This is a genomic window from Epilithonimonas xixisoli (genome assembly GCF_004365655.1).
GTDB classification, from domain to species: domain Bacteria; phylum Bacteroidota; class Bacteroidia; order Flavobacteriales; family Weeksellaceae; genus Epilithonimonas; species Epilithonimonas xixisoli.
In genome coordinates, this window is sequence record NZ_SOEO01000002.1 from 621,968 (window position 1) to 647,308 (window position 25,341).

Annotated in this window: 20 protein-coding genes and 1 pseudogene; 17 read left to right on the plus strand and 4 right to left on the minus strand. The window is 35.1% G+C overall.

Features of this window, described 5'->3' with window-relative positions:
* Window positions 1-112 precede the first annotated feature (112 nt).
* Window positions 113-1,714, plus strand: coding sequence for a tetratricopeptide repeat protein (locus B0I22_RS10265; protein ID WP_166668217.1), 1,602 nt, complete (start codon window positions 113-115; stop codon window positions 1,712-1,714).
* Between the two features lie 101 nt (window positions 1,715-1,815).
* The gene (locus B0I22_RS10270; RefSeq protein WP_133944566.1) at window positions 1,816-4,113 is read left to right on the plus strand and encodes a T9SS type A sorting domain-containing protein; all 2,298 of its coding nucleotides are present in this window, start codon (window positions 1,816-1,818) and stop codon (window positions 4,111-4,113) included.
* Between the two features lie 363 nt (window positions 4,114-4,476).
* On the opposite strand, the gene fabG is transcribed toward B0I22_RS10270, so the two are convergent.
* The 3 genes from fabG to B0I22_RS10285 are packed head-to-tail and all read right to left on the minus strand — an operon-like array spanning window position 4,477 to window position 7,304.
* On the minus strand, window positions 4,477-5,220 hold the full coding sequence (gene fabG / locus B0I22_RS10275) for a 3-oxoacyl-[acyl-carrier-protein] reductase (RefSeq protein ID WP_133944567.1): 744 nt from the start codon (window positions 5,218-5,220) through the stop codon (window positions 4,477-4,479).
* Window positions 5,221-5,264: 44 nt separating this feature from the next.
* On the minus strand, window positions 5,265-5,936 hold the full coding sequence (gene rsmI / locus B0I22_RS10280) for a 16S rRNA (cytidine(1402)-2'-O)-methyltransferase (protein WP_133944568.1): 672 nt from the start codon (window positions 5,934-5,936) through the stop codon (window positions 5,265-5,267).
* A complete protein-coding gene (locus B0I22_RS10285; RefSeq protein ID WP_133944569.1) occupies window positions 5,937-7,304 on the minus strand; it encodes a hypothetical protein in 1,368 nt (455 codons plus the stop codon). It lies immediately after the preceding gene.
* Between the two features lie 125 nt (window positions 7,305-7,429).
* Here B0I22_RS10285 and B0I22_RS10290 point away from each other — a divergent pair, with 125 nt between their 5' ends.
* The 8 genes from B0I22_RS10290 (at window position 7,430) to B0I22_RS10325 (ending at window position 16,634) form a co-directional block, all read left to right on the plus strand.
* Window positions 7,430-8,017, plus strand: coding sequence for a thymidine kinase (locus B0I22_RS10290; protein WP_063969741.1), 588 nt, complete (start codon window positions 7,430-7,432; stop codon window positions 8,015-8,017).
* Window positions 8,018-8,035: 18 nt separating this feature from the next.
* Window positions 8,036-10,480, plus strand: coding sequence for a bifunctional UDP-N-acetylmuramoyl-tripeptide:D-alanyl-D-alanine ligase/alanine racemase (locus B0I22_RS10295; RefSeq protein ID WP_133944570.1), 2,445 nt, complete (start codon window positions 8,036-8,038; stop codon window positions 10,478-10,480).
* A 1-nt stretch (window position 10,481) separates the two neighbouring features.
* Window positions 10,482-12,638: a patatin-like phospholipase family protein gene (locus B0I22_RS10300; RefSeq protein ID WP_133944571.1), complete on the plus strand. Its 2,157-nt coding sequence runs from the start codon at window positions 10,482-10,484 to the stop codon at window positions 12,636-12,638.
* A 4-nt stretch (window positions 12,639-12,642) separates the two neighbouring features.
* Window positions 12,643-13,059: an rRNA maturation RNase YbeY gene (gene ybeY, locus B0I22_RS10305; protein WP_133944572.1), complete on the plus strand. Its 417-nt coding sequence runs from the start codon at window positions 12,643-12,645 to the stop codon at window positions 13,057-13,059.
* A 207-nt stretch (window positions 13,060-13,266) separates the two neighbouring features.
* On the plus strand, window positions 13,267-15,129 hold the full coding sequence (mnmG, locus tag B0I22_RS10310) for a tRNA uridine-5-carboxymethylaminomethyl(34) synthesis enzyme MnmG (RefSeq protein WP_133944573.1): 1,863 nt from the start codon (window positions 13,267-13,269) through the stop codon (window positions 15,127-15,129).
* Window positions 15,130-15,207: 78 nt separating this feature from the next.
* Window positions 15,208-16,029 carry a class I SAM-dependent methyltransferase gene (locus B0I22_RS10315; protein WP_133944574.1) on the plus strand — a complete coding sequence of 274 codons (822 nt, stop codon included), beginning with the start codon at window positions 15,208-15,210 and terminating at the stop codon, window positions 16,027-16,029.
* A gap of 129 nt (window positions 16,030-16,158) precedes the next feature.
* A complete protein-coding gene (locus tag B0I22_RS10320) occupies window positions 16,159-16,368 on the plus strand; it encodes a hypothetical protein (RefSeq protein ID WP_133944575.1) in 210 nt (69 codons plus the stop codon).
* Window positions 16,350-16,634 (plus strand): Txe/YoeB family addiction module toxin, encoded by a 285-nt coding sequence (locus B0I22_RS10325; protein WP_133944576.1) that lies wholly within the window; start codon window positions 16,350-16,352, stop codon window positions 16,632-16,634. Before B0I22_RS10320 ends, B0I22_RS10325 begins: the two co-directional genes overlap by 19 nt.
* A 60-nt stretch (window positions 16,635-16,694) precedes the next feature.
* Here B0I22_RS10325 and B0I22_RS10330 read toward each other — a convergent pair whose 3' ends face one another.
* The gene (locus tag B0I22_RS10330) at window positions 16,695-17,885 is read right to left on the minus strand and encodes a phosphoglycerate kinase (protein ID WP_133944577.1); all 1,191 of its coding nucleotides are present in this window, start codon (window positions 17,883-17,885) and stop codon (window positions 16,695-16,697) included.
* Window positions 17,886-18,564: 679 nt separating this feature from the next.
* Between B0I22_RS10330 and rpiB the strand changes: the two genes are divergently transcribed.
* From rpiB to B0I22_RS10365, 7 genes and pseudogenes are all read left to right on the plus strand, one after another.
* Window positions 18,565-18,996 (plus strand): ribose 5-phosphate isomerase B, encoded by a 432-nt coding sequence (gene rpiB / locus B0I22_RS10335; RefSeq protein ID WP_133944578.1) that lies wholly within the window; start codon window positions 18,565-18,567, stop codon window positions 18,994-18,996.
* Window positions 18,997-19,180: 184 nt separating this feature from the next.
* Window positions 19,181-19,963, plus strand: coding sequence for a hypothetical protein (locus B0I22_RS10340; RefSeq protein ID WP_133944579.1), 783 nt, complete (start codon window positions 19,181-19,183; stop codon window positions 19,961-19,963).
* A gap of 198 nt (window positions 19,964-20,161) precedes the next feature.
* Window positions 20,162-20,449, plus strand: a pseudogene (locus B0I22_RS16470) (thrombospondin type 3 repeat-containing protein); the annotation flags it as partial.
* A gap of 54 nt (window positions 20,450-20,503) precedes the next feature.
* Entirely contained in the window at window positions 20,504-22,654 is a 2,151-nt protein-coding gene (gene rnr, locus B0I22_RS10350) for a ribonuclease R (RefSeq protein WP_133944581.1), read from the plus strand.
* A 207-nt stretch (window positions 22,655-22,861) separates the two neighbouring features.
* Window positions 22,862-23,539, plus strand: a complete 678-nt coding sequence (locus tag B0I22_RS10355; RefSeq protein WP_133944582.1) for a LysE family translocator — start codon at window positions 22,862-22,864, stop codon at window positions 23,537-23,539.
* A gap of 287 nt (window positions 23,540-23,826) precedes the next feature.
* The gene (locus B0I22_RS10360) at window positions 23,827-24,756 is read left to right on the plus strand and encodes a S66 peptidase family protein (protein ID WP_133944583.1); all 930 of its coding nucleotides are present in this window, start codon (window positions 23,827-23,829) and stop codon (window positions 24,754-24,756) included.
* Between the two features lie 35 nt (window positions 24,757-24,791).
* The gene (locus B0I22_RS10365; protein WP_133944584.1) at window positions 24,792-25,160 is read left to right on the plus strand and encodes a YraN family protein; all 369 of its coding nucleotides are present in this window, start codon (window positions 24,792-24,794) and stop codon (window positions 25,158-25,160) included.
* Window positions 25,161-25,341 lie beyond the last annotated feature (181 nt).

Here is a 25,341-nt window from a genome sequence, read left to right on the forward strand (position 1 = left end):
TCGGAAATGATAAATGGAAATCTTTATTATCTTTACTTGTTTTTAGCCAAAAAAGTAAATGATTTCAAAGTGTTTTCGTAGAAATTTAGTTTTTACAATATTCCTTTTCTTATTGCCTTTCCAGATTTTCGCCATCGACCAGAAAGATTGCGAGAAAATGATCATTGAAGGCGTGGAGGCAATGAACAAAAAGGACTTTACAAAATCTCTTCAAATCCTTACCAAAACCCGAAAAATAGCTCAGGACAACAAATGGTACCGAGAGGAATTCTTAGCTACGAACAACATTGGCGCCAATTATTATATGCGATTGGATTATGGCGAAGCGCTCAACAATTATCTTGATGCTTACAAAATTGCCGTTGCTCATTTGGATGAAAAATCGGAAATGACGGTTCTCAACAACATTGCGATTCTATATTCCCGAGACAGAAAAACTGAAAAAGCCGAGGATTATTTCTTGAAAGCTTATGAACTCGCTGGACAAGTTAACAACAACATTTCCAAAGGATTATACGCCATCAATCTTACCATAGTTTCCAACGAAAAGAAAGATTATAAGACTGCAAAAAAATATATTGACGAGGCTTTGAAACTAACGTTAGACTCACCGTATTATCTTTTAGCGAGATCGACTTATGTCGAAACACTTGTCAATCTGAAGCAATTTGATGAAGCTGAGAAAATCTCTACCGAACTTTTGCCCAAGCTAAACGGCGTGGAACATTCGGAATATAAAACTCAAATTTTCTACAATCTTTCCACCATCGCGGAACAAAAAAATGATTTGCAGAAATCTTTTCATTATTTAAAATTAGCGGAAGCGAGCAATCTGAATTACGATTTCAAGGAAAATATCTTTGAGAAGTTCAGCAATTTATACAAACAGAAGAACAATATTGAACGTGCTGTTTCTTACAAAGATTCCATTATGGTAATCAAAGATTCTGTGAACAAAATCAAGAATGGACAACTTTTCGAGAATAGTAAGATTAAATTTGAGCTTCAAAATTCACAGAAGAATTTGGCGGAAAGTCAGGAGAAATTGACAACTGAACGTTCACTTTTCATCAAAGGAATTTTGCTTGCTATTTTTGTATTTATTATTGTTTTCTGGGCATTGAGAAATAGTATTGTTAAAAATAAACAACAGAAAATCATCGAACAAAGCAATGCGGAAATCGCAAAATTGGAACTCGAAAAAGAGAAGAAAAATAAGGAAATCCTCGAAAATCAATTAAAAGAAAAAGAAGTTCTGGCGTTGTTGGAAGAGGAAAAATACAAAAATGAAATCGAAGCCAAGAACCGGAAACTTACCACCAAAGCGCTTCAATTGACCACAAAAATAGAATTGATAGACGATTTGGTGAAAACGCTATCCCGTCAAACGGATGATTTTGAGAATCAAGATGTCAGCAATATCATTAAGCAACTTAAGATTTTCCAGAGACAAAGCAGGGAAGAAGAAAGTTTTTTCATCCATTTCGAAGAGGTGAATCAAGGCTTTATTTCGAAAATTAAAACCCTTCATCCGGATCTGAATTCCAATGACATTCGGTTTCTTTCGTATGTTTATATGAACTTGTCGATGAAAGAGATTTCTTCGCTTTTGAGCATCACAACCGAGGCTTGCAGGAAGCGAAAAGAACGAATCATCAAGAAAATGGAGCAAGATGACAACCTTGATCTATATGATTATATTACAAGTCTTTAGCTAATTTGTCACACTATTTCTGAACGCTCGTCCTACTATTTCCGCACAGAATTTTTGCATTGCTGATTTTTATCACAACATTTGAGTATAAAATTAGATATATGAGAAAATTTACTGTTTTAGCTGGCCTTTTGTTTGCGCTTTTCGCGACCAATGCCAACGCCCAAACTGATGTTTTGGGAAAAAACGAGTTCGGGAGAATCTTCGACCTTACTTATAGCGTACAAGAACAAAACACGATTTACGCCATTACCATTACAAGTCACATTGTGGTTTCTAAGGACAATGGGAACACTTGGGAGGTTTTCTACGCTCTTCCGGAAGTGGGCGGAGGCGTAAGTATTTCCAAATTAAACATCAGCAAAGACGGAAGTTTTCTGTCATTCACCACGGTGAAAAATGGTGTTGGTGTTTTGTATATTCTGGATATTCCGACCAAAACCATAACAAAGACTTACACTTTACCCAATTCATCGGAAGTTCCTTACGTAAGTGCTTACAATTTTTTCGAGAGTGATAAAGACAATTTGATCATTAGCTCTCAATTTCCTTATGGCTGGGGAACTGCCAACCGTGTTTACACAACCAACGACGGTGGAACAAACTGGAAAGAAATCTATTATTCTGCGGAAGACAACAACAATATTATCACCAGTTACGTCGCATTTGCACCTACTGATAAAAACAAGATCTACCTTGCCAATGGAAATGGAAGCGAAGGTGTTTCTGGTGGATTGATGATTTCTAATGACGCTGGAGATACTTTCACAGAAAAATTGTCTGGAAGCGTTCTTAGCACTTTGGAAATTAATCCAACCAATCCTAATGAAATCTATGCTGGAACCGGAATCAGTTTCGGAATGGCGCCGGAAAAAGTGCATCATTCCAAAGATGGTGGCGAAACTTGGGAAGATAAAAACATCACGTTTGGAACCAATGGAATTCTGAATGACATTATTGCGATCAAATTCAATCCGCACGATACCAATCACGTGATCGTTCTTGAAGAAGATGAAATCATCACTACAAAAGATGGTGGAAATACTTGGCAAAATGTAGAATATCCTTATGACAATCTGGACAGCTATTATTATGGAATCAAAGCGAGTTTCAATCCTTATAAAGCGGGAGAGTTGGTTATCACGGCTAATTACAAACCTTTGTTTTCTTCTGATAATGCAGAAACTTTGACGCAAATCCAAACACCGTTTTACAGTTCCACCGGACGCGTAAATTTCTTTGAAAATGAGACTTCAAAACATTTGTTCTACAACGTTCAAAATGGTGTTGTTCACAGAAACCTTGCAGACAATAGCGAAGTGGCTCATAACATCCGTCCGCTAAACATTGTGAGTGTAGATGGTGGTCCTGCTTACATTTCAGATTCGAAAAAAGAAGGTCGTGTTTATTCTTTCGCTGGTGGATTTATGGGATCTACGCTTTCTGTGAGTGATGATTTTGGAGCGACTTACAAACCGATTTTTGAGAGTTTTACCAATGGACTTACAAACATAATCACAGATCCTCAGGTAACGAATCAGGTTTGGACAACTTTTAACAATTGGGGACAAGGTGAGTTGAATAAGATTAATTTCAATGATGAAAATAACATCATTGTGACTAATATTCAACTTCCCACACCCAATACAGTTTTTAAAATATTACATCAAAATAATAGTTCTAATGAATTCTTAATCTTAATTGGAAACGAAGTTTATTTGACCAAAGATGGTGGCGAAAACTGGACTCCGGTCTTTGTAGGAAACGAAATCACGCCAGAAACTGCAATTTTTGACATTACACAAGATCCAAATAACACCAATCGTTTGGCTTTAGGAACTTCTGTCGGCGTTTTCACTTCTGTTGATAAAGGATTGACTTGGACCAATGTTTCGGATTTTGTGGCTAATCAAGTTTTCTATTCTGATGTCAACACTGGTGTTCTCATTGCAACGACTCATACGAGTCAATTGGATATCTTCAATATTCATTACTCTGTGAACAATGGTGAAAGTTGGAAAATAGTTGACCGAGCAGAGACTTTGCAAGCGGAAACCAACAATATCGCCATCGATTTCTCGGACAAAAAAGCTTACATCTACATCCCAAGTTTTGACATCGGTCTTTTGGGCTACAATCTGAATCTGGATGTGCTTGCAAACGATGAAGTTCCAGCAGAAAAAGCGAAAGTTTTGGTTTATCCAAATCCTGCAGTGGATATTGTAAAAATTGACAGCAAAAACCTAAAATCTGCATCGTTATACGATATGAATGGCAAAAAACTATTGGAAAGCAACAAAACTGAAATCAATGTTTCTCAACTTCCAAAAGGTGTTTACGTTCTTCGAATTGTGACTTCTGACAATAGTATTGTAAGCAAGAAAATCATTAAGAAATAAATCTATTCTTCATAATTTGGAAAGCGTCTCGAAATTTCGGGACGCTTTTTTGTTTTGATGTGTGATATTTTCTGTTTCTAAAACTCCAAACAAGTCAATATTGGATTTAAAATTCGAAGATATCTACCACAATCATCGTTGAAAGATGATGAAAACCTCAACATAGCCCCGATAGGAACGGCATCCTTTTTTGGAATTGCGATGGTAGCGTGGATAAAAAAAATTTCGCCGTTCGCAATTACAAAAAAGATATAGTGGATAGCGGGTTGGAATGGTGAAAAGAAAATGACACGTCTTGCTCCTAAAAAACAAAAGACTCTTGAACGAGTCAAAAGCCTTTGTAAAATCTTAATAATCAATATTTTAAGTTAACATTCCACCGTCCACATTTAGGACTTGGCCAGAAATGTAGGATGACATATTGCTACCGAAGAAAACGCACGCATTTGCCACATCTTCCGGCTGTCCGCCACGTTTCAACGGAATCCCGTCTCTCCAATTTTGAACTGTTTTTTCGTCTAATGCAGCCGTCATTTCAGTTTCGATGAAACCTGGTGCGATGGCGTTGCAACGGATGTTTCTGGAACCTAACTCCAACGCGATGGATTTTGTGAAACCAATTACCCCGGCTTTTGACGCTGCATAATTCGCTTGTCCTGCGTTTCCTTTCACGCCAACCACGGAAGTCATATTGATGATTGAACCAGATTTTGCTTTCATCATTGGTTTAATAACCGCTTTTGTCAGGTTGAAAACTGAATCTAAGTTCACTTTTATAATCGTGTCCCAATCGTCTTTTGACATTCTCATCAACAAGTTGTCGCGCGTAATTCCGGCGTTATTTACCAAAATATCAATTGCTCCGAATTCTGCCAAAACATCATCTACCAATTTCTGAGCGGCATCATAATCTGACGCATCTGACTGATAACCTTTGATTTGAGTCGTTTTGCTCAATTCATTTTCCAATTCTTTGGCTTTGTCAACAGAACCGGCGTAAGTGAACGCAATTTTTGCTCCTTCTTTGGCAAAAACTTCAGCAATTCCTCTTCCGATTCCTCTGGTTGCACCTGTGATGATTGCAACTTTTCCTTCTAATAGTCCCATATAGTTGTATCGTATTTTCTATTTGTTATGGCAAAAATAGTATTTTAAGAATTATTCACAATCAAAACAATCTCGCCTTTCAAAGTTTTGCTTTTTGAGAATGCAATCAATTCATCAATATTGCCTCGTTTTGTCTCCTCAAATTTTTTGGAAATCTCTCTGCTCAGGCTTACTTTGGTCTCATCACCGAAGAATTCTTTGATTTGCTCCAAGGTTGTGTTGATTTTATGAGGACTTTCGTAGAGAATGATGGTTTTCTTCTCTTCTGCCAGTTGTTTCAGTTTGGTTTGTCTTCCCTTTTTCTGAGGAAGAAATCCCGCAAAATAGAAATCGTGATTCGGCAAACCGGAAACTACAAGCGCCGGAACAAAGGCAGTTGCTCCAGGTAAACATATCATTTCCAAATCTTTATCTGCACAAGCTTTCGCCAAAAGATAACCTGGGTCTGAAATTCCCGGTGTTCCTGCGTCTGTGATGATTGCAATCGTCTGCCCGTTTTCCAAATCATTAATGACTTTCTCTGTCATATTGTGCTCATTGTGCAAGTGATAAGACTTCAAAGGTTTTGAAATCTCATAATGCTTCAGGAGAAATCCCGAAGTTCTGGTGTCCTCGCACAAAATATAATCTACTTCTTTCAGCACTTTTACCGCACGGAAAGTCATATCTTCCAGATTCCCGATTGGCGTTGGTACGAAATATAAAATTCCACTCATTTATAAAAATCTATTTTCAACCAAAGTCCACAATCTCTGCGCGTAACTATCCACTTTTTTCCAATCTCTCTCGTAATAGATATCACTCAAAAACTCCTGAGCCTTATCCAATGAAGTGAAAGAATTAAGAACCGTAACCACTTGATTCAATTCACTCTGGCTTCCATCAAAAAGATGTTGAGAGAATGCAATTCTATCATTCAAATCGAGTTTGAATTCCGGTTTTGGTTTTGGCGCTTCCATATAATCCGTCGGCACATTATTTTTCAAAAGGCTTCCGGAAGTTTGGACTGGCGCTGGTTTTTCAACTTCTTCCAAATGGTCATCATCGAAAAGTGATTTTGCGATTTTAAGACCTTTGATATTTGCTAATTTGAATTTTTTATCGTGATGTTCCTCATCATTTGAAGATTCATAAACTTGCTCAGATTTTTCTTTTGGCTGAGTATTTTCTTTGGAAAACTCTACGATTTTTCTTCTGTTTTCCTCCAGTTCTTTCAGCTTAGCTTCTTTTTCTGCAAGCCTCGCTTCATAATCATCTTCTTTCGGCGCCTGAACTTCTTCCCTATTCATCGCAAAAGAAAACTGACTGTCTTGCATCGGTTCTAATTTCTGAGAACTGTCTTGCAGTAGATTTTCCTCGATTTCAGAAACAAATTCATTTTCTTCAATTTTTTCCTCAACCTTATTATCTTCAGAATTTATTTCATTAAAATTCGAAACAGATTCAACAGATTCATTTTCAACAAATTGAGACTCTTCAGCTTGAATTTCTTCTTCAATCTCCTCTTCCTCAGAATCGATTTCAGCGAAGTTTGACACTTCTTCCACCGATTCATTTTCCTCAGAATCAATTTCTGAAAAACTGGAAACTTCATCTATAGATTCATCTTCTAAAACTGAAATTTCATCAGATTGAAATTCCTCTTCAACTTCATTTTCTTGAGATTGGATTTCAGCAAAATTTGAAACTTTCTCGACCGCATTTTCCTGAGAATGCTCTTGCTCATCAATTTCTTTAAATGAATGAACTTCCTCAACTTCCGGAACATCATCAAAAATATCGTGAACCTCAGTTTCTGCCACTATGATTTCCGCAACTTTATTTTCATCCTCAAATTCCTCAACAGAAATCAAATTAGAATCAAGGTTTGTTTCTTGATTATCAATAACTTCTAAAACTTCATTTGTAGCTGGCGAAAAACCAAATTCATTCGAAATTTTCAGAAAAGAGAATTTTTGATAAAGCTCATTTAGTTGATTTTCTTTGGTCAAAAGATTTTCATAGGAATCGGAATTCGACAATTCTGCCAATAGAATATGGATTTCACCGAAAATTTCTTCGTATGGATGTTGCAAGTTTTGCATAATAAATCTTATTAATTTTTACTTAAATTTGATGTTTATAAATTTAAGAACAATTTTGTTCTGTAAAAGGATTTCGTTAAGTTTTTCTTAATTGAATTTTAAAACAATTTTTTGCTAAATTAATAATGTTTTTAGAAAATACAATCAATCATTCCAAACAAAGTGGTTGGATGGAGGTTATTTGTGGCTCGATGTTTTCCGGCAAAACGGAGGAACTCATCCGGAGGCTTCGCCGTGCAGAAATGGCGGGTCAAATTGTGGAAATTTTCAAGCCGAAAATCGACACCAGATATTCTGATGAAGATGTTGTTTCTCACAACCAAAATAAAATCAGAAGTACGGCCGTCGAAAGTCCTTCCGAAATACTTTTGCTCGGTTCCAATTGTCACGTTGTAGCGATTGATGAAGCTCAGTTTTTTGACGAAAGCATTGTTGACGTTGCTAATCAATTGGCAAACAACGGAATAAGAGTCGTAATTGCCGGTTTGGATATGGATTTTCTTGGACGACCGTTCGGACCGATGCCAAATCTAATGGCAACCGCAGAATATGTGACGAAAGTTCACGCAATTTGCCGACGAACAGGGAATTTAGCCAATTATTCTATGCGAACTTCCGCAGGACAAGACCTTGTGGAATTGGGAGAAACCGAAGCTTATGATGCAGTGAGCAGACGTGTTTTTGTAGAAGAAGTTATTGAGAAAAATAAATAGTTTATTCCTTGTAAATCAATGAATTACACCATCAAAGAAATTGCAGACATTACCAATTCCGAAGTCATCGGAAATGGCGAAATCAAAATCAAAAATATTGCTTTTGACAGTAGGACGATTTATTCTACGAAGCATACTGCATTTCTTGCCATCAATTCCAAAAAAAATTCTGGTCAAAAATATATTGATTCCGTTATTGAAAAAGGAATTGAGACGATTATTACTGAAAATCAAATTGATAATCCTTCTATCAATCAAATCATTACAAAAAATTCGGTTGAGTTTTTACAGACTTTGGCAAAATATCATTTCGAACATTCTGGCATCAATTCGATTGGAATTACCGGAAGCAACGGGAAAACGATTTTGAAAGAATGGCTTTATCAATGTTTGGCGAATGAATTTGTGACTGTGAAAAGTCCGAAGAGTTTTAATTCTCAAATCGGGTTGCCGTTATCATTACTTCAAATCGATAAAAAACACGATTTGGGAATCTTCGAAGTTGGGATTTCCAAACCGGAGGAAATGCAAAATCAGGAGAATATTTTTCATCCGAAGATTGGATTGTTGACGCATATTGGTTCTGCGCATTCGGCGAATTTCAATTCTGGAGAAGAATTGATAAATGAAAAATTACAGCTTTTCAAAAATTCGGAAATCATTTTTTATAATGCTGATAATTCACTGACAGTCAAAATTATAAATCAATTATATTCAAGTAAAAAATTAATATCATACGGATTAGAGATTAATAATGACATTCATATTATTTCTGATGTGAATGACAGAACTCAGGATATTCAAATAAAATATTTTGATGAAATCATTACGCTTCCGATTTTCCAAAGAGACGAAGCGACTTTGACAAATGTTCTCGCCTTAATTGGAATTTTGAAAGAACTAAAAATTTCAAACTCAGACATCAAAGAAAAAATCGATGCTTTGAAAGCGATTGAAATGCGTTTAGAAAGTATTGAAGGAATTAGAAATAATCTGATAATCAATGATTCTTATAATTTGGATTTGGATTCTTTGAAAATTGCTTTTCAATTTATCGGCGAATATAATAAGCCTAAAAAATCTTTGATTCTGACTGATATTTTGGATTCTAATGAGAATTCGGAGGAACTCTATTCTGAAGTTTCTGAATTGGTTAATGAACAAAAATTTGATAAGGTTTTCTTGATTGGAGAAGAAATAAGCAATTACCACGAATTATTCTCATCTGAAACTTATACTTTTAATAATACAAATCAATTCATTGATAGTAAAGTCATTAATGAAATTGATAATCAAGTTATTCTTTTGAAAGGCGCAAGAAAATTCGAGATTGAAAAAATCAAAGAAATTCTTGAATTGAGGAAGCACGATACGGTTTTGGAAATTAACTTGAATGCCATTCTTCATAACATCAATTTCCATAAATCATTACTTAAACCTGAAACCAAAATGATGGCAATGGTAAAAGCAAATGCTTATGGATTAGGAAGTTATGAGATTTCAGAATTTCTCCAACATCATCATATTGATTATCTGGGTGTTGCATTTGCTGATGAAGGTGTTGAGCTCAGAAAAAAAGGAATCACAACGCCGATTATTGTGATGAATCCTGAACAACATAGCTATGATGCTGTGATTGAGTACAATTTGGAACCGGAAATTTACAGTTTAAGAGTTTTAGAATTATTCAATGAGCAATTGATAAAATCTGGAAATCAGCAGAAATATCCGATTCACATTAAGCTCGAAACAGGAATGCATCGGCTTGGTTTTAAGGATTTTGAATTGGATGAATTAAATGAAAAATTAAATACGATGAATGTCAAAGTTCAAAGTATTTTCAGCCATTTATCTTCGTCTGATGTACCTGAAGAAAGAGAATTTACATTAAACCAGATTGAGACTTTTGAGAAAAATTCAAGTTTTCTCATCAATCAACTTGGTTACAAACCCTTAAGACATATTTTAAATTCAGCAGGAATTTCAAATTATTCTGATTATCAATATGATATGGTGAGAATCGGAATCGGAATGATTGGTGAATCTTCTAACAAAAAGATTAAAAAACAACTTCAGGATTCTGTTAGTTTCAAAACTGTCGTGTCTCAAATATCTGAGGTAAAATATGGCGAATCAGTTGGTTACAGCAGAAAATTCAAAGCGGAACACGATACAAAAATTGCAACAATTCCCGTTGGTTATGCAGATGGAATCCCGAGAATGGTCGGAAATAAGGTCGGAAATGTTGGCATTAACAAAAAACTTTGCCCAATTATCGGTAACATTTGTATGGATATGATGATGATAAATGTGGACAATGCGAATGTAAAAGAAGGCGATTCTGTGGTGATTTTCAATTCGCATCCAACCTTGGAAGAATTTTCAAGATATTGTAATACAATTACTTATGAAGTTCTGACTTCTATTTCTCCGCGAGTAAAAAGAATTTATATAAAAAATTAAAATGATTAAGAAACTCTTTTATCTGGTAATTTTCTTGGCTTATCTGACGATAAATTCTCAGGTAAAGGAAAATCTTGTCATCCCGAAAAATCCAAGAATCGGACTTTCGCTGTCCGGCGGTGGAGCCAAAGGTTTTACGCACGTTGGTGTTTTGAAAGTTTTGGATTCACTCGGCGTTAAAATCGATTACATTTCCGGAACCAGTATGGGCGCGATTGTCGGCGGTTTGTACGCTTCTGGCTACACGGGGAAAGATATTGAGAAAATTGTGATGGATACGGATTTCTACTCGTTGATTACCGACCCAAAAACGCGTCAGGAAACCAGCTTTTTCAATAAAAGCGTTGATAAATATCTTTTTTCTGTTCCACTTAAAAACGGAAAAATCAGCTTTCCTTCGTCGATTAGTACAGGGCAGAGAAACGTGTATCTACTGAAAGAACTTTTAAGAAACGTCTCCAATATCGACGATTTTTCCCAGCTTCCAATTCCCTTTATGTGTATTGGAACCAATATAGAAAGCGGTCAAATGAAGATTTTTGAAAAGGGCGATTTGGTATCATCCATTATGGCAAGCTCGGCATTTCCCTCGTTGTTAGAACCTGTAAAAATCGGCGATAGCATTTATGTAGATGGTGCGATGACGGTCAATTTTCCATCCAAACCTCTGAAAGATAAAGGAATCGATATTGTAATTGGCGTCGATCTCAATCAACCTTTGGCAAAACGAGATAATCTTAACAATATGATTTCAATTTTGAATCAAATCATTGATTTCGGAATTCAAAAAGAAACGATCCACCAATATAATTTTACTGATATTAACATCAAACCAGATCTTACCGGTATGACCGCCACAAGCTATGATAACAAGCGCAAAATCCTTGATAGTGGTTATGTGGAAGCTTTGAAATACACAGATATTCTCAACAAATTACCCAAACGAAATTTCGAAAGAATCCGTTCTTCCATCAATCCAATCTATTCCAGCGTTTACAAAATCGACAGCCTTGTAGTGGAAAACGGAAGAATCTACAAATCAAACTACGTTCGAGGAAAAATGGGGTTCAAACTGCCTTCTATGCAGACTTACGGGAGTATCAACAAGATGCTAGATAAACTCTATGCAACCAACAACTACAAATTCATTAATTACGACATCATTCGGGAAAATAACAGTTCCTATCTGAAACTAATTGTAGAAGAAGATGAAACACGTCATTTTCTGAAATTCGGTTTGCATTATGATGAGATTTTTAAAACTGGATTATTATTAAATTATTCTGCAAAACGATTGCTTTTCAGAAATTCCAATCTTTCCTTAGACGTTGTTGTGGGAGATAATCCTCGCTATTATTTCAACTATTTCATTGATAATGGCTACATCCCAGGTTTCGGCTTATATTCTTCTGGAATGAGTTTTGACCTGAAAAATACAGACAATTATACCATTGAAACTTGGAAATGGTTCAGAAACGAAGCCTACATCCAGTCCGTTTGGAAAGACAAATTTGCAATCGGTGGTGGACTTAGTTACGACTATTTTGAAAGCGACAGAAATGGTTTCGATGAAAAAACAGAAAAATACCTCAATCCTTATGTCTTCGTAAAAAGCGACACGCAAAATGATAAAGATTTTGCGACCAAAGGATTTTACTTAAATGCCGAAGGAAAAATTATCGACCTTTTCAATACAGATTTGGAGAAGAAACCAATTCTCATAAAAGCAGACATCAAAATGAATTTCTTCGTTTCAAAACTCTTCACCTACAGACTTAACCTTTACGGTGGAATTACAGTTGGTGAAACACTACCATCATTTTACCAATACAGGATTGGTGGAATATTTGAGCAATCTCTGGGCAATTTTAAGAGATTTGGCGGTTATCAATTTGCAGCGCTGAATGACAATAATATTTTCCTTGCTTCCAACGATTTTCAGTTTAGATTCGGGAAAAACTATTTCTTGGTCGGAAACTTCAGCATCGCCAATCTTTTCAGCTCCATCAAATTTGAGGATGCAGTGAAATTAAATTATAGTTCTCTTGGAATTACCGCGGGATACAAATCCCCTTTCGGACAAATAAAATTGAACTACAGCAAATCACTCAACAAACACAAAGGCGTTTTCAGCGTCATCTTAGGACATTGGTTTTAAAAATATGATAAACTATTTCTTCGAAAATATCGATCAAAAAAACATCGATTCCAACATCTCAACTTGGTTGGAAGATTTAATTCTTTCCGAGAACAAAAAACCCGGCGACATCAATTACATCTTTTGCGATGATGAGTATCTGCTCAAGGTCAATCAGGATTATCTCGACCACGATTATTACACAGACATCATCACGTTTGACTATGTGAAGGGAAAAACCATCTCAGGAGATATTTTCGTATCTTTGCCGCGCATTTTGGACAACGCTTCTACCCTATCTCAGGATTCCGAATCAGAATTTAGAAGAGTTTTGGCTCACGGTCTCCTTCATCTTTGCGGATACAAGGACAAAACCGAGGAAGAAGAATCCACAATGCGACAAAAAGAAGATTTCTATATCAATCGGTATTTAAATTTTTAGGAGCTTAATCCCGCTTTCCACTGCAATCTTTTTGCAAGTCCTTGCTTTTCCCATCGCTTCTTACAAAAAGGATTTCCGTTGCAATCGGGGCTAGTTACGCTTCTATTTTCGAATTAAGTTTGTGCAATGTTTCACGTGGAACATTAAATTTAAAAAATTAAAATTTTATTGCTACTAGTCTTGTGCTATTAGCCAAAAGCAAATAAAATGATTACAGATACATACGATGTCATCGTCGTTGGTGCAGGCCACGCAGGTTGTGAGGCCGCAGCTGCAGCAGCCAATTTAGGTTCCAAAACCCTTTTGGTCACAATGAATATGCAAACCATTGGACAAATGAGTTGCAACCCAGCAATGGGTGGAATTGCCAAAGGACAAATCGTCCGCGAAATAGACGCAATGGGAGGATATTCCGGTATCATTGCAGACAAATCTGCGATTCAATTCAAGATGTTGAATCTTTCCAAAGGTCCGGCAATGTGGTCACCAAGAACTCAAAATGACAGAATGCTTTTCGCTGAAGAATGGCGTCTAGCATTGGAAAATACACCAAATCTTGACTTCTTTCAGGATATGGTCAAAAGCCTAATCATAGAAAATGGTAAAGCTGTCGGAGTTGTAACAGGACTAGGAATCGAAATCCGTTCTAAATCTGTGGTTCTCACAAACGGAACATTCCTAAATGGTTTAATCCACGTTGGAGACAAACAATTAGGTGGCGGAAGAATGGGCGAACCAAGAGCTTTTGGAATCACAGAACAATTGGTCTCTTTAGGTTTCGAATCAGGAAGAATGAAAACAGGAACACCTCCGCGTGTAGATGGAAGAAGCCTCGATTATTCCAAAATGGAGGAACAAAAAGGAGACGAAAATCCTCAGAAATTCAGTTATTTAGATACACCTAAATTAACAAAACAATTAAGCTGTCATATTGTTTATACCAACGAAACGGTTCACGATATTTTACGTGAAGGATTTGATAGAAGCCCAATGTTCAACGGAACTATTCAAAGTACAGGACCAAGATACTGTCCAAGTATTGAAGATAAAATCAACCGTTTTGCAGAGAGAAACAGACATCAACTTTTCGTAGAACCAGAAGGATGGAAAACCGTGGAAATCTACGTGAATGGATTCAGCTCTTCTCTTCCAGAGGATGTTCAAATTAAAGCAATGAGACATATTCCGGGATTCGAAAATGTCAAAGTTTTCCGTCCTGGCTACGCTATCGAATACGATTACTTCCCTCCTACCCAACTCTATCATACACTTGAAACGAAGTTGATTCAAAATCTATATTTCGCTGGTCAAATCAATGGAACGACTGGCTATGAAGAAGCAGCAGGACAAGGCTTAATGGCAGGTATTAATGCGCATAACAAAGTTCACGACAAGGGTGAATTCATTCTCAACAGAGATGAGGCTTATATCGGCGTTTTAATCGATGATTTGATTACAAAAGGAACTGAGGAGCCTTACAGAATGTTCACTTCCCGAGCAGAATACAGATTGCTTTTGAGACAAGATAATGCAGACATTAGATTGACTGAAAAAGCTTACAATCTTGGTCTAGCAAAAGAAGAGAGATTGAGAAATGTTCAGGAAAAAATCACAAAAAGTGATGAACTTGAAGCCTATTTAAGAGAAACTTCTATTAAACCAGGCACTATCAATCCAATTTTAGAATCAATTGAATCTTCGCCTGTTGACCAAGCTTACAGAGCTTCTCATTACTTAACTCGTCCAAATATGACGTTGGATAAATTAGATGAGATTCAAACTATCAAGGACATTACTTCTGCTTACAAAGAAGAAGTAAGAGAACAAGCTGAAATCAATATCAAATACAAAGGTTACATCGAGAAAGAAAAGGAAAATGTAGCTAAACTTAATCGTTTGGAAACATTTAAAATTCCAATAGATTTCGATTACTCTAAACTATCATCTCTATCTACAGAAGCCAAGCAAAAGTTGACCACAGTAAGACCAGTTACAATTGCTCAAGCAGGAAGAATAAGTGGTGTTTCTCCTTCTGATATCAATGTTTTACTGATTTATTTAGGAAGATAATTAGTAATGTTCCACGTGAAACATATCCAAGAACAATGCAATTTCATTGTTCTTTTTGTTTAAATAACAAATTTTAAAATGAAAATTAAAGACCATTTTCTTTCTCAGGAAGAATTCGAAATTATAGAAACTGAAACAAAAGGTGTTTTCAAAACCACTCCTATTCCATCGAATATCTCCAAATATTATGAGAGTGAAGATTATATTTCGCACCATCAGGACACTGGAAGTTTGAAGGAGAAAGTTTATAAATTTCTACAATCATTCAATCTTCAATACAAGAAAACAATTCTAATCGATAGAATAAAAAAAAATTCCAAAGTTTTAGATTATGGATGTGGCGCCGGAGAATTTGTAAAATATATTGAAAATGATTTTGAAACTTTTGGATTTGAACCAAATTCCGATGCAAGAAATGCGGCAATAAATAAGACATCAAAAGCTAAAATTATTGATGATTTAAGTGCAATCGAAAATCAAAGTCTGGATGCAATTACATTGTGGCACGTTTTCGAACACATCGAAAATCAGAACGAAATGTTGGATATTTTTCATTCAAAATTAAAGGAAAAAGGTTTGTTGATTATCGCAGTTCCTAATCCAACTTCTTACGATGCGAAACATTATAAAGAATTTTGGGCGGCTTATGATGTACCAAGACACATCTTCCATTTTTCAAAAAATGGAATGGAAAATCTGATTTCAAAAAATTCAGACTGGAAATTAAGAAAAATTAAGCCTCTACTACTCGACTCATTTTATATCTCGATGTTGAGTGAAAAATATAAGAAATCACCTCTTTTTTGGCTAAAAGCAGTGGTTCACGGAACGATTTCTAACATAAAAGCACTTTTTAACACAGAATTTTCCAGTTTGATATACATTATCGAAAAAAAATAGAAAATCGATTTTTGAGTAGTTTCTGAAGGTCAATTTTCGATGTATTTAGATAAAATTTCTAATTTTTATTTAATAAATCTCAAATAATTTATTTTATCTAACTTTGAATTAAAGAAAACCAAATCCAAGATGACAACTATAAAAGTAACTCCAAGAAATAAAAAAGAAAAACTTCTTATCAAAACTTTTTTCAAAGCAATGAATTTGGAAATTGAGGAAGTTGAAGACAACGAAATTACAAATCCTGTGATTTTAGAAAGACTTGCTAGACTTCGTGAAAACAGAAAAGAAAATACTATCCGCATAGACCCTAAGAATGTATGGAAAAGTATTATGTAGAAATAGAAAAAAGTGCCAGGAAAGACATTCAAAAAATTTATAAATCTGGAAATACACGAGATATAAAAAGATTTGAACAAATTATTATGGAACTTTCTGAAAATCCAAGAGAAGGAATTGGAAATCCTGAGAGATTAAAACATTTTGGTAATGAAGAATTTTGGTCAAGAGAACTAAACAAAAAAGATAGAGTTGTTTACCAAATAATTGATAATGAAATAATTGTAATCGTGGCTTCCGCTCTTGGACATTACAAAGACAAATAAAAATCCATTTCTAAAGTTTTTAGAAATGGATTTTTTATTTTATATATTATTGATATTCAATTATTTATTAATCGCGGCAACACCTGGAAGTTCCAAACCTTCCAAACTTTCCAACATTGCTCCTCCTCCAGTGGAAACATAACTTACTTTGTCAGAATATCCGAATTGTTTCACAAAAGCAACACTATCTCCACCTCCAACTAATGAAAATGCGCCAAGTTTTGTAGCTTCAGCAATACTTTCACCTAAAGCTTTAGTTCCATCAGCAAAATTTGACATTTCAAAAACTCCGATTGGACCATTCCAAAGAATTGTTCTTGAATTCAATAAAACATCATTAAAGATTTCTCTTGATTTTGGACCTGCATCCAAACCTTGCCAATCTTCTGGAATCTCTCTGATATCAGCTACTTTCTTCTCAGCTTCATTATTGAAATCATCAGCAATTACAACGTCTGTAGGAAGATAAACTTCTACATTGTGTCCTTTTGCTTTTTCAAGAATTTCAAGAGCTAAACTTAATTTATCGTCTTCAACAATAGATTGTCCAATTTTCCCACCCAATGCTTTGATGAATGTGAAAGACATTCCACCACCGATGATTAAGTTATCAATTGCTGGAAGAATATTTTCTATAATTGTAATTTTTGTAGAAACTTTAGAACCTCCAAGTATCGCAGTTACAGGCTTTTCACCAGATTTAAGAACTTTATCAATCGCCACTAATTCATTTTCCATTAGTAAACCGAAAAATTTAGTAGAAGGAAAAAATTCTGCAATTACAGCTGTGGAAGCGTGCGCTCTGTGCGCAGTTCCGAAAGCATCATTTACATAAGCATCACCTAATTTTGATAATTTCTCAGCAAAAGCTTCATCACCTTTTTCTTCCTCATTATGAAAACGAAGATTCTCCAACAAAAGAATTTCGCCAGGTTGAAGTTCAGCGGAAGCCTGCTCAGCCTTCTCTCCTATTGATTCATCCACAAATTTCACTTCTTTACCAAGAACTGAAGAAACTTCATCCAGAATATTTTTAAGCGAATATTTGTCGTTTACTTCGCCTTTTGGTCTTCCAAGGTGCGTCATTAAGATTACAGAACCGCCATCAGCAAGGATTTTATCAACGGTAGGTTTTACAGAAACAATTCTGGTATTGTCCGTCACTTTTAGATTTTCGTCCTGAGGAACATTGAAGTCAACGCGTACTAAAGCTTTTTTGTTTTTAAAATCGAAATCTTTTATAGTTTTCATTCAAAATATTATTTAAGGTTTTACAGAAAGAAGACAAAAAATCCTGCCCTCTTTGTTTCACAAATTTAAAACTTATTCTTCCCTTTCAAAAATTTAATTTGCAAAAAGAATCCACAAACTTTCATTACATTATTATACATCTTTTTTTCTTTTTATAAAAAAATAATATTGTAGTGTATTGTTGTAGTGCGGTAGTATGCGGAGAAATAAAACTTGATTTTTTCATCACACGAAATGTGGATTAATGAGTAGGTTTTTAACATTAATTTAATATTGATAATCAAATCATTAAGATTGTTATCAACAAATGTTTGTAATTAATTTCAAATCTCAATATTAGAAACCATTCTGGGGATAAACTTCCTCGAAGTGAATTAAAACTAATTTGAAATAAAGAATTGAAGTTGCCAGAAAATATTCCATTACTAAAATTTATCAGTTATCAAAAGAAATACTTGACAGAAGTTATCCACAGGTTTTCTAACAATTTCTAACATTCTATTATCTTTTTATTAATGATTGTAAAATTTGATTATTTAATTATCATTGTTAATTTTATATAGTTGATATTTAGATAATTAATTCGTTGTATTGTTATTAATTGTATTAAAATAGTATACCAACATTAATAAAATATGTATTAATTTTATCCTTGAAATAAATCTATAATTTAAAAGAAATGAAAAAGATTGCAATAGCCTGTGACCACGCGGGTTTTGAGTATAAAGAACTAATAAAAAAATACCTCGACGGCAAGTATGAAGTCCAAGATTTTGGCACATACTCTGCTGATTCTGTTGATTATCCTGATTTTGTACATCCATCTGCAACGTCTGTAGAAAACGGAGAAAATGAACTTGGAATTTTGATTTGTGGAAGCGGAAACGGCGTACAAATCACGGCAAACAAACATCAGAAAATAAGATGCGCATTGTGTTGGATGCCGGAAATTGCTTCTCTTGCAAGGCAACATAACGATGCGAATATGATTTCGATTCCGGCAAGATTCATTTCAAAAGAACTGGCATTCGAAATTGTAGATAAATTCCTAACGACAGATTTTGAAGGTGGAAGACATCAAAACCGAGTTGATAAAATCGCATTTTGCTAAACATAAAAAGCCTGTAATTGCTAAGATTACAGGCTTTATTTTTAAAGTTATATCTTTGCAACGCATTTCACAGAGAAAGTTCTTTCTCAAGAAACCATAAATTAATACAAAGGTTTCCCAAACTCCCCTATTTTATTTTATCTTTATTGATGATTAATTACTGCGAATCTCAGTAAATTTTAAAATGATGAAAACTTTATTTTCTTTTCTGTTGGTTTTTATGTTTTTGCTTGGTTTTGGGCAGAAAAAAATGGATACTGCATCTTGTTATAATAAACAAATGATATGGAATCAAATTTCTGATACAGTAAAAAATGAGAAAAAAAAGATTAATTATCAATCTTTAGTGAGTAAGATTATAGATGATTTTGATAAAGAAAACATTAAATCAGAAAATTTGGTTTTCATTTTAAGAGTAAATAATAGAAATCCACTTGATGAAGAACCTCAAATGTATGTATGTGATATTGATAAAAAAATACTAGCATCTAATTTTAATGAAGAGATATTCTGGTCCAAAAAAAATATAAAATCTATAAGCAATAAATTGAAGAAAAATCTAATTCTATCAAATCAAGATTTAGATTTTGTAAAACCAATCGACAAAACAAAAAAGGTTAATAAAAATAATTTGTATAGTAATTATTTCAATTATCACAATAAATACTACGTTTATCTAAAAGAATTCTTTCGAAAACAAAAAATAGGCACTTATAGAAAAGGTGAAAAAGAACAACAAACAATATATTATTTTCCTTATGATAAAGAAAACAATGTCAATTTGATTAATGATAATTCAAATGATATTAGAAACTTTAATACGTTAGAACTTTCATTTATAAATCTTCCAAACCGAATTGTTAAAGTTAGTTATATGTATAATATGAATTATGAAAATGTAGTAACAAAAACCTATCAATACCAAAACAAAAATTGGGTAGAAATCCCAACAAAACAAGAACACTAATTTTAAAAAATACCAATGAAAATCCAGCTTTCCTTTATATTATTTTTTGTTTTTCTGTTTTGTTCTTCGCAGGAGATTGCTGATAAAGAAAAATTCAAAAAATGCAGAAAAGAATTTAGTAAAAAGATTTGCCTTAGTGATGAGGACAAAGATTCTGTTTTATTTTATTTGGATGAATGTCCAAAAGTATTTGGAGTTGCAGAGAATAATGGCTGTGCTTGGAAAGATACCGATAATGATGGTATTGTTGATAAAGATGATGTGTGCGTAGATGTAGTGGGTCCATCTGAAAACAAAGGTTGTCCTTGGCCAGATACAGATGGCGATGGGATTTTGGATAAGGATGATAAATATCCTACTATTCCTGATTCTGCTGTAGGTAAAGGATTTATAGATACAGATAACGATGGAGTAGAAGATAGAATAGATAATTGCCCTGTTGTTCCAGGACCAAAAACTAATAACGGTTGTCCTGTCTGTACACAAGGATAATAATGATAATAAAAGAGGAATAAAATTCCTATAGAAATTAGAAAAACAATGAAAAACAAAAAAAATACATCTCATAAAAACGAACAGAAACTTTTGGATTTAGGAAGAACAATCCTTCGTTTTATGAATCAGAAAACATCCAAAATCTACAATTACAAACAGATTGCGGATGGCATAGATTACAAGAATCCTAGACAGAGAGAACTTGTAATCCAGGCGCTTCACAGATTGCAGGCGCTACAGAAAATCAAAGAAACCGAAAAAGGAAAATATATCGTCAACCTCAATATTGAAGGGACTTTGACAGGTGTCATAGACTTCAACCAATCCGGAAATGCTTACGTAAAAGTAGAAGGAATGCCGGATGATATCTTTGTGCATCAGAAAAATGTGAAAGATGCTTTGCAAGGCGACAAAGTGCTTTTGGTAACTTACAATTTCAAAGGTAAAAAAGTAGAAGGTTCCGTTGCAGAAGTTCTGGAACGTGCGAAAGATACTTTTGTTGGGATTTTCCAACAGATTGCGGATAAGGATTTCGGATTTGTAGTTTTTGAAAAGAGAACGATGAATACGGATATGTTCATCTCAAAAAATCATTTCAATGGCGCTCAAGATGGCGACAAAGTCATCGTCAAAATGCGCGAATGGCGACCAGGAAGCAAAAATCCTGAAGGAGAAATCGTAACCGTTCTTGGAACGCCTGGCGACCACGAAACAGAAATCCACGCGATTCTTGCGGAATATGGTTTGCCTTACAATTTCGAACCGGAAGTGGAGCACGACGCAGACCAAATCGACAGAAGCATCAACGATGAAGAAGTCGCTAAACGTTGGGATATGCGTGATATTTGCACATTTACGATTGACCCAAAAGATGCGAAAGATTTCGATGATGCGTTATCAATTCAGAAATTAGAAAATGGATTGTGGCAAATCGGCGTTCACATTGCGGACGTTTCGCATTACGTGAAACCTGGAACTATTCTGGACGATGAAGCTTACAAAAGAGCAACATCAGTTTATCTTGTCGATAGAGTAGTGCCGATGCTTCCGGAGGTTTTGAGTAATGATGTTTGTTCACTGCGACCAAATGAAGATAAGTTCACATTTTCCGCTGTTTTCGAACTGGATGAAGATGCGAAAATCCACAAACAATGGTTTGGTAGAACCGTAATCCATTCCGACAGAAGATTTTCTTACGAGGAAGCTCAGGAAAGAATCGAAACTCAGGAAGGTGATTTGACAACAGAAATTCTTCAGCTTGATAAATTGGCGAAAATTCTAAGAGCCGAAAGAATCCGAAATGGCGCGATTACTTTTGATAGGAGTGAGGTAAGATTTAACCTTGATGAGAACAGCAAACCAATTGGTGTTTACTTCAAAGTCAGCAAAGATTCCAACCATTTGATTGAGGAATTTATGCTTTTGGCCAACAAAAAAGTATCCGAATTTATTTCATTAAACAAAAGAAACGAGCCAACCGGAAACACTTTCATTTACAGAATCCACGACGACCCAGACCCAGCGAAATTGACCGCTTTGAGAGATTTCGTAGGCACTTTCGGTTACAAAATGGACTTGGCAAATACCCAAACAGTTGCTCAATCATTAAACAGATTATTGAGCGACGTCAAAGGAAAAGGCGAAGAAAATATGATTGAAACCTTGGCAATGAGAAGTATGAGCAAAGCTGTTTATTCCACAGACCCGATTGGTCATTACGGACTTGGCTTCGAATATTATTCGCATTTCACATCGCCCATCCGCCGTTATCCGGATTTGATTGCGCACAGATTGCTTCAGCATTATTTAGACGGCGGAAAATCTCCTAACAGAGAAGTGGTGGAAGAACAATCCAAACATTGTTCGGCAATGGAAAGACTGGCTTCTGAGGCAGAAAGAGAAAGCATCAAATTTATGCAGGTCAAATTTATGGAAGACCACGTTGGAGAAGTTTTCTCAGGCGTTATTTCCGGCGTTGCAGAATACGGTTTCTGGGTAGAAATCCCTGAAAATGGTGCAGAAGGAATGATAAAACTCCGTGATTTGGTTGACGATTCTTACTCATTGGATGCAAAAAATTACTCAATTATCGGTTCCAGAACCGGGAATACTTTCCAACTTGGAGACGAGGTCAAAATCAAAGTGGTAAAAGCCAATTTGATTGCAAAACAACTAGATTTCAAAATTGTGGAGTAGGATTAACCACATAGGCACATAGGAATTAAAAGCCGAAATAGAAATCTCTATTTTGGCTTTTCTATTTTCAAACTTTAAATAAAACTATGTGTCTATGTGGTTCAAGATTTCAAGTTTATATTTTCAAATCACTTTATTTAAAAACTAAAATGTATTTTTGTCTTCGTCTTTCACAACATACATTTTGCTTTTCACAAAAAACTAAGAATGTTAGAACTCATTTTATACGCAGTCGGCCTGGGAATTATGCTGAGTTTGGTGTTCATCGGACCCATCTTTTTCCTGCTCATAGAAACCAGTTTTTCCAGAGGTCCCAGACACGCGATTGCCTTGGATATTGGCGTGGTCACTGCGGATTTGCTTTGCATAGTTGTCAGTTATTATGCCAGTGCGGACTTGGTGAGCCTTATCGACAAACATCCAGGATTTTACCGGATTTCCGCCTTTCTGATTCTTATTTATGCCATTTATATGCTTCTTTCGAGGACAAAAATGCACATCGAAGGCGAGGAAAAACTCATCGACCAAAACTACATCAAAACCTTTCTCAACGGATTTTTACTCAATTTATTGAATATCGGCGTCGTCCTTTTCTGGCTCGTAACCGTAGTTTCTGTCCGAAATGCCTATCCAAAAGTGGAGGATTTCGTTCTTTACATTGGGATTGTGATTGGAACATATTTGTTGATAGATTTATCCAAAATTATTTTAGCAAAACAATTCCACGACAGACTCAACCAACGTGTAGCCAACAAAATCCGAAAAGCTGTTGGTTGTATCTTGATGATTTTCAGTGTTATTATCTTTCTTCAAAGTTTCAAAAAGTTCAATAAGTTCGAAGAAAAATTAGAAAAAGCCGAGAAGCAACAACCGAAAAAAAGATAAATATAATTTTGGCGCCGATTTCCGCCCTCCGTTCCCGCTTTTTTTTGCCCTCACTTCTCCAGCTACAAAAAAAGAGCTCCACTCAGGTCGGGGCGCGCTTCGCAAAGTTGAAGATTTGCCACCAATCGACGCTCACCATAAAATTCAATTTTGCCAATCTTTAAAAATTTAAGAAAGGACAAAACTAAAAACTTCCCTGAGCAAAGCGTCTTTGCGAAACTTAAAACATTTTCAATAAAATAAAAAAAATCTTTGCGACCTTTGCGCTAAAATAAAAACTAACACAAATGCGAAACATCACTTTCCCAAAACCACTCAAAAAAGGAGACAAAATCGCCATCATTTCCCCCGCTGGCTCTGTTGAAGAAACTCAATTAGAAAAAACTTTAACTTTAATCAAAAGCAAAGGTTACGAACCAGTTTTAGGCGAAAATCTCTATACAAAATTCCAAAATGGCTATTCATACGCCGGAACAGAAGAACAACGGATTAAAGACATCAATTGGGCTTTGAACGACCCGGAGATTTCCGCAATCTGGGCTTCCCGAGGTGGTTACGGTTGTCAGCATTTGGTTCAGCATTTGGATTTGAAGGAATTTAAGAAAAATCCAAAATGGTTTATTGGCTATTCTGATAATACAGTAATCCAAAGTTATCTGTTGAAAAAAGGTTTTGCATCCATTCACGGACAAACCATCAAAACGTCCAGCTTTGGCGTAACGGATGAAAGTTATGACTTAACCTTCGATATTCTGAAAGGAAAATTCCCAAACTACAAAATCGATTCCACAGAAAACAATAGAGTAGGAGAGGCTTCCGGAACTTTGGTTGGCGGAAATCTTGCGTTGATTTATGCACTTTTGGGAACCAAATATTCTTTCGATTTCACGGATAAGATTTTATTCATAGAAGACATTGGTGAGAATTTCTACGCAATGGACCGAATGATTATGAGCTTGGAATTAGCAGGTGTTTTCAAAAAAATCAAAGGACTCATCGTTGGCGGAATGACCAATATGGGAAAAGAAAATGAGAACAAAAGCTACGAAGAATCTTTCGACCCATTCGTCAATCAACAGATTTCAAATAGAGTTTCCAAATACGATTTTCCAACAGCATTCAATTTTCCAAACGGCCACATTTATGACAACAGACCGTTGATTATTGGTTCAGAAATTACAATGAAAGTAGGGAAAGATGTGAAGATTAAGTTCTAAATCATTCATCAACTATCACTTATCATTTATAGCTTATGGCGGACCACAACGAATTTGGAAAAATAGCAGAAGACTTGGCTGTAGATTTTTTGGTTAAGGCCAATTACAAGATTCTTGCCCGCAATTTTCGTTACTTGAAAGCTGAGGTGGACATCATCGCAGAATTCGAAAATCAAATTGTGGTTGTAGAAGTCAAAGCCAGACACACAGATGCATTTTTGGAACCTCAGGAAGCGGTTAACAAAAAGAAAATCAAACTGTTAATATCAGCCACCAATTATTACATCGAGGAAAATAACATCAATAAAGAAGTTCGTTTCGATATTATTTCTGTACTTCCCAACAAACAAAAAACTTTGGAAATCACACATATTATTGATGCATTTCAAAGCTTCGAAATTTAATTTTATATTTAAATTATTAATAATCAGAATTTTACAAAAATGTTTTACGTGAAACATTGACCGTTCGGTTCAATAAAATTACCGTTCAGTCAGAATTAGTTTTTAATTAAGCTAAGCTCAAATATCTTTGAATCAAAATTATGAGATATGAAAACGCAACGTAAAATATTCGGCTTACTAT

Bases quoted from the DNA above. Each gene is read 5' to 3' on its own strand.
- B0I22_RS10295 (WP_133944570.1), top strand. From the start codon at position 8,036: ATGAATTACACCATCAAAGAAATTGCAGACATTACCAATTCCGAAGTC.
- B0I22_RS10315 (WP_133944574.1), top strand. From the start codon at position 15,208: ATGAAAATTAAAGACCATTTTCTTTCTCAGGAAGAATTCGAAATTATA.
- B0I22_RS10325 (WP_133944576.1), top strand. From the start codon at position 16,350: ATGGAAAAGTATTATGTAGAAATAGAAAAAAGTGCCAGGAAAGACATT.
- B0I22_RS10285 (WP_133944569.1), bottom strand. From the start codon at position 7,304: ATGCAAAACTTGCAACATCCATACGAAGAAATTTTCGGTGAAATCCAT.
- B0I22_RS10320 (WP_133944575.1), top strand. From the start codon at position 16,159: ATGACAACTATAAAAGTAACTCCAAGAAATAAAAAAGAAAAACTTCTT.
- B0I22_RS10330 (WP_133944577.1), bottom strand. From the start codon at position 17,885: ATGAAAACTATAAAAGATTTCGATTTTAAAAACAAAAAAGCTTTAGTA.
- rpiB (WP_133944578.1), top strand. From the start codon at position 18,565: ATGAAAAAGATTGCAATAGCCTGTGACCACGCGGGTTTTGAGTATAAA.
- fabG (WP_133944567.1), bottom strand. From the start codon at position 5,220: ATGGGACTATTAGAAGGAAAAGTTGCAATCATCACAGGTGCAACCAGA.
- B0I22_RS10340 (WP_133944579.1), top strand. From the start codon at position 19,181: ATGATGAAAACTTTATTTTCTTTTCTGTTGGTTTTTATGTTTTTGCTT.
- B0I22_RS10365 (WP_133944584.1), top strand. From the start codon at position 24,792: ATGGCGGACCACAACGAATTTGGAAAAATAGCAGAAGACTTGGCTGTA.
- B0I22_RS10270 (WP_133944566.1), top strand. From the start codon at position 1,816: ATGAGAAAATTTACTGTTTTAGCTGGCCTTTTGTTTGCGCTTTTCGCG.
- B0I22_RS10355 (WP_133944582.1), top strand. From the start codon at position 22,862: ATGTTAGAACTCATTTTATACGCAGTCGGCCTGGGAATTATGCTGAGT.
- B0I22_RS10360 (WP_133944583.1), top strand. From the start codon at position 23,827: ATGCGAAACATCACTTTCCCAAAACCACTCAAAAAAGGAGACAAAATC.
- ybeY (WP_133944572.1), top strand. From the start codon at position 12,643: ATGATAAACTATTTCTTCGAAAATATCGATCAAAAAAACATCGATTCC.
- rsmI (WP_133944568.1), bottom strand. From the start codon at position 5,936: ATGAGTGGAATTTTATATTTCGTACCAACGCCAATCGGGAATCTGGAA.
- B0I22_RS10290 (WP_063969741.1), top strand. From the start codon at position 7,430: ATGTTTTTAGAAAATACAATCAATCATTCCAAACAAAGTGGTTGGATG.
- B0I22_RS10300 (WP_133944571.1), top strand. From the start codon at position 10,482: ATGATTAAGAAACTCTTTTATCTGGTAATTTTCTTGGCTTATCTGACG.
- mnmG (WP_133944573.1), top strand. From the start codon at position 13,267: ATGATTACAGATACATACGATGTCATCGTCGTTGGTGCAGGCCACGCA.
- rnr (WP_133944581.1), top strand. From the start codon at position 20,504: ATGAAAAACAAAAAAAATACATCTCATAAAAACGAACAGAAACTTTTG.